The 8,610-nt window shown below is 60.0% G+C and carries 6 protein-coding genes and 1 tRNA gene; 6 read left to right on the top strand and 1 reads right to left on the bottom strand.

Annotation, left to right across the window (positions count from 1 at the left end; genetic code table 11):
* Nucleotides 1-496 precede the first annotated feature (496 nt).
* The 4 genes from AC1Q9F_RS28155 to AC1Q9F_RS28140 are packed head-to-tail and all read left to right on the top strand — an operon-like array spanning nucleotide 497 to nucleotide 6,072.
* On the top strand, nucleotides 497-3,328 hold the full coding sequence (locus tag AC1Q9F_RS28155) for a xanthine dehydrogenase family protein molybdopterin-binding subunit (RefSeq protein ID WP_492620811.1): 2,832 nt from the start codon (nucleotides 497-499) through the stop codon (nucleotides 3,326-3,328).
* Complete coding sequence (locus AC1Q9F_RS28150; RefSeq protein ID WP_007956473.1) at nucleotides 3,321-3,860, top strand: (2Fe-2S)-binding protein; 540 nt, start codon at nucleotides 3,321-3,323, stop codon at nucleotides 3,858-3,860. The genes AC1Q9F_RS28155 and AC1Q9F_RS28150 overlap by 8 nt, the downstream gene beginning before the upstream one ends.
* 2 nt (nucleotides 3,861-3,862) lie before the next feature.
* Nucleotides 3,863-5,098, top strand: coding sequence for a c-type cytochrome (locus AC1Q9F_RS28145; RefSeq protein ID WP_492620810.1), 1,236 nt, complete (start codon nucleotides 3,863-3,865; stop codon nucleotides 5,096-5,098).
* 2 nt (nucleotides 5,099-5,100) lie between these two features.
* Entirely contained in the window at nucleotides 5,101-6,072 is a 972-nt protein-coding gene (locus AC1Q9F_RS28140) for an XdhC family protein (RefSeq protein ID WP_492620809.1), read from the top strand.
* 53 nt (nucleotides 6,073-6,125) lie between these two features.
* On the opposite strand, the gene AC1Q9F_RS28135 is transcribed toward AC1Q9F_RS28140, so the two are convergent.
* Nucleotides 6,126-7,409: an NAD(P)/FAD-dependent oxidoreductase gene (locus tag AC1Q9F_RS28135; protein WP_492620808.1), complete on the bottom strand. Its 1,284-nt coding sequence runs from the start codon at nucleotides 7,407-7,409 to the stop codon at nucleotides 6,126-6,128.
* A gap of 184 nt (nucleotides 7,410-7,593) precedes the next feature.
* Between AC1Q9F_RS28135 and AC1Q9F_RS28130 the strand changes: the two genes are divergently transcribed.
* Both AC1Q9F_RS28130 and AC1Q9F_RS28125 read left to right on the top strand, forming a co-directional pair.
* Nucleotides 7,594-7,670 (top strand) — tRNA-Val (locus AC1Q9F_RS28130).
* Nucleotides 7,671-7,813: 143 nt separating this feature from the next.
* Entirely contained in the window at nucleotides 7,814-8,275 is a 462-nt protein-coding gene (locus tag AC1Q9F_RS28125; protein WP_207985598.1) for a GNAT family N-acetyltransferase, read from the top strand.
* Nucleotides 8,276-8,610: the final 335 nt, after the last annotated feature.

The raw sequence follows: 8,610 nt of genomic DNA, 5'->3' as shown, positions 1-8,610 counted from the left end.
GCGGTAGTTCAGTCGGTTAGAATACCGGCCTGTCACGCCGGGGGTCGCGGGTTCGAGTCCCGTCCGCTGCGCCATATCTGTTTCAAGGACCACTGAACGCCTTGAAACACCGAAACCAACCTCTGGTTGATTCGGCTTCGATAGCAAAGACCCTGGTCGAAAGACCGGGGTTTTTTGTGTCTGAAATTTGACCTCTCCCCAATTCCTCCTTTGTAGCCGGCGACGAACGCAAGCCGTGGCTCGTTCGATGCTGTCGCGCAATCTGCGCCTGCGTCCATGGGTCGCTGCGATGCGATGCCGCATTGATTTTTGATTCTTTAGTCAAATTTTTGTAACTGGTTGTTTGCTGCGAGCGCAGAAACCTTTAAAGTTAACCTTTCGGTCAGCTTTGCACTGTCATCACGCCCTTTGTTTAGCCAAAAAGGGCTTCTGCAAGACTCGAGATTCCCAGTAGATAACCAGAAGGGCGGATCCATAACCGCCCAGAGGATGATCCATGTCCAACCGTGAAATATCCCGGCGCTCGTTCCTTCAGGGCGGGCTGGTGGCGGGTGTGAGCGTTACGCTCACGCCGCTCAGCAGTCAGGCGCTGGCTGCCTTGATGGAAAACAGCGTGACCGTGCCGTCCGAGCAGTGGCTCGGTAATAACGGCAAGGCGCGCCAGCGTAACGATGCCTTGTCCAAGGTCTGCGGCAGCAAAGTGTTTGCCCGCGACATCCGTTCCAAGGACATGCCGGGCTGGCCCCAGCAGCAAGGCCACGCCATGTTGCTGAAAACCATCAAGGCCGACCGCATCTACGACGGTTACGACCTGTCGTGGCTCGGCGCCGATCTGCAGCCTGATCGTATCGTTACCGCCGCCGACCTGGACAAGGACGGCATCGTGTTCCCTGAAGAGCACGCACCGGATCCGCTGCTGCCGGAAGGCAAAGTGCCGATGTTCATCGGCCACCCGGTTGCGATCCTGATCTGGAACGACTTCGAGCGTTTCCGTCAGGCCAAGAACAAACTCAAATTCAATGACAAAGCGATTCGTTACGGTGCGCAAGTACCGTTCTACGAAGGCGATCCCTATGGCAGTTTCCGCTACGTGCGCGTCGGTGGCCCGACGTCGGCGGACGAAGACGAGTTCGCCAGCCTCAAGGACTCGATCCTGTTCCCGATGCTGAAGAACCGTCGTCCGGTGTGGAATTCCCAGCCGAACCTGCACGGCAACCTGACCGAGCGCGGCCTGTTCTACGCCGATCGCATGAAAAAAGAGATCGACACCCCGCCGGACAACTGGCTGGTGTTCGACGAACGCTACAAAACCCCGTCGATCGAACCTGCCGCGATGGAGCCGGACAACGGCAACGGCTGGTACGACCCGGCGACCAAGACCCTGCATTTCGTCGTCGCCACTCAGTGTCCGCTGGAAACCGCCACCGAGACCGCGAAGATGATCGGGCCGTCGCGTTTCGGCCTGGCCAACCTGAACATGCACCCGGGTTACACCGTCGGTTACGGTTCCAAGGACCACAACATTTTCGTCTACTACGCGGCCTTGGCGGCGTTGTACGGCGCAGGTGTGCCGATTCGCCTGGCCAATGACCGCTACGAGCAATTCCAGAGCGGCATCAAGCGCCACCCGTTCGACATCCGTTACCAGTTGGCAGTGGACAAGACCGATCACAGCTTCAAGATTTTCCGTGCCGAGATGAGCGTCGACGGTGGCGGTCGGATCAACTACAGCCCGTCGGTGGCCGCCGTTGGCGCTACTGCGGCGCAGTCGATCTACTACATGCCGCAGAACGATCTGCAGGTCACCGCTTACCATTCCCGCGCCGTTGAAGCGGGTTCGATGCGCGGTTACGGCACGCTGCAGAGCATGGCCTCCACCGAAATGATGGTCGACGAAATCGCCGATCGCCTTGGTGTCGATGCCATCGATCTGCGCCGCAAGAACGCGCTGCGCTCGGGGATGAAAAACACCCAGGGCGCGATCCCGGCCGGTGCGCTGCGCCTGCACGAGATTCTCGACAAGGCTTCGCTGCACGAAGTCTGGAAAAACCGCGACGCAATCAAGAAACAGCGTGAAGCGGCAGATCCGGACAACTGGTATGGCGTTGGTTTTGCCATTTGTCAGAAAGACTTCGGCACCGGTTCTGAAGCGCCGATGGCCAGCATCGAGTTCACCGCTGACGGGCGCATTTCCCTGCGTCACATCGGTATCGAGATCGGTACTGGCATGTCCACTTCGCAAGCGTTGGTAGTGGCTGATTTCCTCGGCAGCGCGGCTCATGACGTGAAGACCGGCGAGACCGAATGGAAGGAAATGCAGCTGGTTACCGCCGGCAACCCTTACATCATGAGCCAGGCCGAGCAGGACAACTTCCTGCGTAACCCACGCTGGGTCGGCAAGCTGGCATCGGCCTCGTCCGCGACCAACTCCGCCTATTACTTCAGCCACGCCACCCGTGAAGCGGCGCGCGTGTTGTTCAACCACGGTCTGTGGCCGGCGGCGATGGAGATCTGGCGTCAGGGCCCTTACGGCGGCCAGGCCAACCCTTACGTGGTGCGTCGCGAAGATGCGCATTGGGTCGACGGCAAACTGACCGCCAATGGCATGCAGCCACTGACCTTCGAAGAGCTGGCCAAGCGTGCTCACGAGCGCGGTCTGGTCACCGGCGCCACGGTCCACGGTTTCAACCGCTGGAGCTGGGCAGAAGCCGAATACAGCATCGACGGCGTGCGCGAGCGTCTGCCGCTCGACGGTCTGGCGGTGAAGTACGGCGACGGCGCGCCGAAAGCCAAGAAAGCGCAGATGACCAGCGCCGGTTTCCACCTCCTGGATCGGCAGAACATCGCCTATCCGGTAGTTCAGTTGAACAACGCCGCCGTGACTTACTACAGCCCGGTCGCAACGCTGGTCGAGTTGAAGGTCAACAAAGGTTCGGCAGAAGTCGAAGTGCTCAACCATCACTCGTGGCTGGAATGCGGCCGGGTGCTGGTCGAAGAACTGGTTCGTGGCCAGCTCGAAGGCGGGATCGCCATGGGCATCGGTCACGCCTTGATGGAAGAGATGCCGCTGTACGAAGGCGGGCCGGGGGAGGGTGACTGGAACTTCAACCGTTATCGCCTGCCGATGGCGCGCCATGTGGCGGTGTGGAAGCAGACGTCGGAAATCCTGCCGCCGCTGTCGCCAAGCGACCCGTCCAAAGGCATCGCCGAAGTGGTGATGATCCCGGTGGTCGGCGCCATCGGTAACGCCGTGGCCCATGCCATCGGTAAACGTGTTCGCGATCTGCCAATCACTGCTGCGCGCATCAAGGAGGCCCTCAATGGCTAACCGTCCGCTTCAACTGACCCTCAACGGTCAATCCGTCGGCCCGGTGGACATCCCTGATGACCTGCCGATGATCGATTACCTGCACGAATACAAGAACCTCACCGGTTCGCGCCTGGGCTGCGGCCAGGGCATCTGCCACGCCTGCGTGGTGATCGTCGACAACCCGGACGGCACCAGCGAAGAAGTGCGCACCTGCATCACCGGCGCGCATTACTTCGAGGGCAAGAAAGTCCGCACCATCGAAGGCCACGCCAAGCGTGACGAGCAAGGCCAGGTCACCGAGCTGAACCCGATCCAGCAGCGTTTCGTCGACGAATTCGCCTTCCAGTGCAGCTACTGCGCGCCGGGCTTCGTCAACGCCGCGACCGTGCTGGTGGAAAAGCTGCAACGCCAGCCAATCGTCAAAAGCAAACTGGAACAAGTCATCGAGGACAGCCTCGGCCATCACGTCTGCCGCTGCACCGGGTACGTGCGTTACTACAACGCTACCCGCAACGTGCTGACCGATCTCGGCCTGGTCAAGGAGGGTTAAGCATGAAGCAATTACTGACCCGCCTGACCCTGGCGGTCGGGCTGGCTGCGCCTGTGTTGGCGGTGCACGCGGATGATCAGGTCAAGCGCGGCGAATACCTCGCCCGCGTGGCCGACTGCATGGCGTGCCACACGGCGCCCGGCGGCGCGCCATTTGCTGGCGGCCTGCCGATCGTGTCGCCGTTCGGCACGATCTACGGCACCAACATCACTCCAAGCAAAGAGCACGGCATCGGTTTGTACAGCGACGACGAGTTTTTCGCTGCGCTGACTGAAGGCAAACGTCGTGACGGCGCGAACCTCTATCCGGCGATGCCGTACACCTCGTATCACTTGATGCCGCGTGCGGATTCGGATGCGATTCACGCGTATCTGAAAACCATCGAGCCAATCGAGCGTGCAGCGCCGGTGACCAGTCTGAGCTTTCCGTTCAACGTGCGCCCGGGCTTGATCGGCTGGAACATGATGTACGGCAAAGCCTTGAAGCTCGAGCCTGCCGAAGGCAAAAGCGACGCCTGGAAACGCGGCCAGTACATGGTCGAAGTGCTCGGCCATTGCGGCGAATGCCATACGCCACGCGGCCTGCCGGGCGCGATGCAGTTGGACAAGCGCCTGACCGGCGGCATCCTCAACGGCTACCTGGCACCGAGCCTGCTGGCCACTGATCTGGCGGCACGCGGCTGGAATCATCAGGACCTGAGCACGTTCCTCAAGCACGGCATGAGCGCCCAAGGGACGATGTTCAACGAGATGTTCCCGGTGTTCCACAACAGCACTCAGGGTCTGAATGATCCGGATCTGGCGGCGATGGCGACTTTCCTGCTGGGCGACAAGCCTCCGGCGGCGAAAGAGCTGACCGAAGTGCCGGTGGATAAACTCAGTGCCAGCGCACGACGCGGCCGTCAGGAATACTTGAACGTCTGCGCCGGCTGTCACGCGGCCGGTGGCGAGGGCAAACCGCACATCGCGGTGGCCATGCGCGGCAACACCACGCTGCGTCTGGAAGACCCACGCAACCTGTTGCGAGTGATCGAGGATGGTATCGGCGAACAGAAATTCGCCGGGTTCGAACACATGCAGCCGATGCCGGGTTTTGCCGACAAGCTCAGTGCTGAACAGCTGACCGATCTGCTGAACTACCTGCGTCAGGGTTGGGGTGGTCAGTCGGCCGAGCTGGCGGTCGGCGATGTGCAGAAGCTTCAGGCTGACGCCCCGTCCATCGAGCATAAGGCGCACTGATCATGCAGCATCTCGATCTGCAGGTTGTGCGGCGGGCGCTGGAGTGGTCGACAGCGGGGCAGCGCATCTGGCTTTGCACCGTGTTGACCACCTACGGCTCGGCGCCGCGCGCGCCGGGTTCACTGCTGGCGGTGAATGACGGCGGACAGTGGATCGGGTCGCTGTCCGGTGGTTGCGTCGAGGAAGACTTTCTCGAGCGCGTCGCCGAAGGTGCGTTTCTCGATGCGATCAATGTCGTGCGTTATGGCGAAGGTGACGATCCACGTTCGCGGGTCAGCCTGCCGTGCGGCGGCATTCTCGACGTGCTGGTAGAGAAATTTGACGCCGGCTGCGATGTGCAGGCGCACCTGCGTGAACTCGAATCGGCGTTGCTGGGGCAGCGCCGGTTGATTCGCGAGGTCGATCTGGCCACGGGCGCGTGCAGCCTGTTTGCTGATCGCGAACAGGGTGCGCGGATCGAGCGTGAAATCGACCGGGTACGGATTCGCATCGGCGCCGCCCAGCGTTTGTTGCTGGCCGGCTATTCCAGCGTGGCGCAGGCCTGTGCGGAGTTCGCTGTCGGTCTCGGCTTCGAAGTAATTCTCTGCGACCCGCGCGATGAGGTGCTGGAGGGCGTGGTGCTCAATGGCGTGGAGATCCGCCGGCAATTGCCGTCGGTGTTCATCGCCGATGGCGGTTGCCACCGGGATACGGCGGTAGTGGCGTTGACCCACGATCCGCGTATCGACGATCTGGCGATGATGGAAGCGGTGCGCACCGAAGCGTTCTACATTGGCGTAATGGGCTCGCAGCAGACGTCGCAGAAACGCTTCGAGCGTTTGCGTCGGATTGGCGGTCTGGGGGAAAGCGAACTGGCGCGGATTCATGCGCCGATCGGCCTTAACCTGGGCAGCAAGACGCCGGCGGAAATTGCTTTGGCGGTGCTCGCGGATATTCTGCGGATTCGTAGCGGGATTGCGCGGGATCAGCTTTGATCCATGCTGAATGTAAAAAGGGCCGCTTTTCAGCGGCCCTTTTTTTTCGCGCATCAGAAACCGAGCTTGTCGCGCAGTCCGTAGTACCACGCGCCCAGCGCGGCGAACGGTGTGCGCAGCAGTTGCCCGCCGGGGAACGGGTAGTGCGGCAGGTCGGCGAACGCATCGAAGCGCTCGGCTTGTCCGCGCAGTGCCTCGGCCAATACCTTGCCGGCCAGATGCGTGTAAGTCACGCCGTGGCCGCTGCAGCCCTGGGAGTAATAGATGTTGTCGCCCAGGCGTCCGACCTGAGGCAGGCGCGACAGGGTCAGCAGGAAATTACCGGTCCAGGCGTAGTCGATCTTCACGTCCTTGAGCTGCGGGAAGGCCTTGAGCATTTTCGGGCGGATGATTGCTTCGATGTTTGCCGGATCCCGAGCGCCATACACCACGCCGCCGCCGAAGATCAGGCGTTTGTCGCCGGTGAGGCGGTAGTAGTCGAGCAGGTAGTTGCAGTCTTCGACGCAGTAGTCCTGCGGCAGCAGGGATTTCGCCAGCTCATCGCCCAGTGGCTCGGTGGTGATGACCTGTGTGCCGCATGGCATCGATTTGGCCGCCAGTTCCGGCACCAGATTGCCGAGGTAGGCGTTGCCGGCGACGATGATGAATTTGGCGCGGACCTTGCCCTGCGGTGTGTGCACAACCGGGTTGGCGCCGCGTTCGATGCGCACGGCTGGTGACTGTTCGTAGATGGTGCCGCCCAGGGATTCCACGGCGGCAGCTTCGCCCAGCGCCAGGTTAAGCGGGTGGATGTGGCCGCCGCTCATGTCGAGCATGCCGCCGACGTATTGATCGCAGGCGACCACTTCACGGATGCGGTGCTGATCGAGCAGTTCCAGTTGGGTATGGCCGAAGCGTTCCCACAAGCGCTTCTGCGATTCCAGGTGGCCCATTTGCTTGGCGGTGAGGGCGGCGAATACGCCACCGTCTTTCAGGTCGCACTGAATGTTGTACTTGCTGACGCGCTCACGAATGATCCGGCCGCCCTCGAACGCCATCTGCCCGAGCAGTTGCGCCTGCTTCGGACCAACGCTGCGCTCGATCACGTCGATGTCACGGCTGTAACTGTTGACGATTTGCCCGCCATTGCGCCCCGAGGCACCGAAGCCGACCTTGGCGGCTTCCAGCATGGTCACGCGAAACCCGTTCTCCAGCAGGAACAGGGCCGAGGAAAGTCCCGTATAACCAGCACCGATCACACAGACATCCGTCTCCACGTCATCCTGCAGGGCTGGGCGTGGTGGTACGGCGTTGGCCGACGCAGCGTAATAAGACTCTGGGTAAGGGGTGTTCGCCATCCTGCAGCCTCTGTTTAATATATTTTACGAGTGCAGCGATCCTACCCCAGTTGAAAAACCTCCGCCAGCCACCGGGAAATCTTCTTGCGGCGGGTCGAAATTAAATATTTTGCATATTCATAGGGTTAGGTGAAAAAAAGGTGTTGACACCCCTCCGGAATTCCGTAGAATGCCGCCTCACAGCAGGCACGTAGCTCAGTTGGTTAGAGCACCACCTTGACATGGTGGGGGTCGTTGGTTCGAGTCCAATCGCGCCTACCAAACAAAATCCGCTCTGCTGGGCGGTCTGGAAGGGCTCACCGAAAGGTGGGCCCTTTTTTGTTGTCTGCGATTTTCAGAACCTTTGCAAAATTTCGGTTTGGTCGACCGCAGCTACACTTCGGCACATTTGCAGAGGTGTATTCATGAGTCGCCAATTCAGGCGCGCCGGTCCAGGTGATATCGAAAACCTGTTGAAGATTGATTCTGTTGCTGAAAAAGATTGCGACCGTCGCGAGTACATCACGAGGGCTGTCAGGGCAGAGGAGTGCTGGGTTGTCTGCGAGACGGATGATCCTGGCGTTCCGCTCGGCTACGGATGTCTTGATCGAAGCTTTTTTGGAGAGTGGTTCATACCTCTCGTGATCGTCTCCAGTGCGAGCAGGCGTTCCGGCGTGGGGCGACAGATCGTGAACGGTCTGGAGCAACATGCTTGTGCAGAAAAGATCTTCACTTCGACCAATACGTCCAACTCACCGATGCGACAGCTGCTGACCAATCTTGGATATCAGCACAGCGGCAGGGTGGAGAATCTTGATCCGGGGGATCCCGAGCTCATTTTTGTAAAGTTCTTGAGCCAGGCGCGTATTGATCGCGATGGATTATGATCCATTCGTCGCCGACCATCGCGAGCGACCTTTTAAATAGTGTGGATATTTAATGGGTTACGGATTTTATTAACCATCCGGTTATCAAAAATACGTTGTTACATACTGGAAAAATCAGTAATATCCGTCCCGCGTTCACCACCACGGTTTATGCATTTTTAAATCCCAAGCTTCCATCAGCTGCTTGGGATTTTTTTTGCCCGCGATTTGCCTTTCCTGCACCTTCGCCCCGTCTCTCGTCTCGCCCGTTCCTGTTTTCCGGGAAGGGTGACAGGCAAGCCCACACTTTTTCGACTACTACTGTCAGGCTGATTTCATCTCTGCCGGACAGGAGT

The sequence above is a fragment of the Pseudomonas sp. GW823-FHT04A03 genome, assembly GCF_058796615.1.
This window is presented reverse-complemented; position numbering and strand designations above follow the sequence as displayed.

Coding starts and splice junctions, on each gene's coding strand:
- AC1Q9F_RS28135 (WP_492620808.1), bottom strand. CDS start 7,409: ATGGCGAACACCCCTTACCCAGAGTCTTATTACGCTGCGTCGGCCAAC.
- AC1Q9F_RS28155 (WP_492620811.1), top strand. CDS start 497: ATGTCCAACCGTGAAATATCCCGGCGCTCGTTCCTTCAGGGCGGGCTG.
- AC1Q9F_RS28145 (WP_492620810.1), top strand. CDS start 3,863: ATGAAGCAATTACTGACCCGCCTGACCCTGGCGGTCGGGCTGGCTGCG.
- AC1Q9F_RS28125 (WP_207985598.1), top strand. CDS start 7,814: ATGAGTCGCCAATTCAGGCGCGCCGGTCCAGGTGATATCGAAAACCTG.
- AC1Q9F_RS28140 (WP_492620809.1), top strand. CDS start 5,101: ATGCAGCATCTCGATCTGCAGGTTGTGCGGCGGGCGCTGGAGTGGTCG.
- AC1Q9F_RS28150 (WP_007956473.1), top strand. CDS start 3,321: ATGGCTAACCGTCCGCTTCAACTGACCCTCAACGGTCAATCCGTCGGC.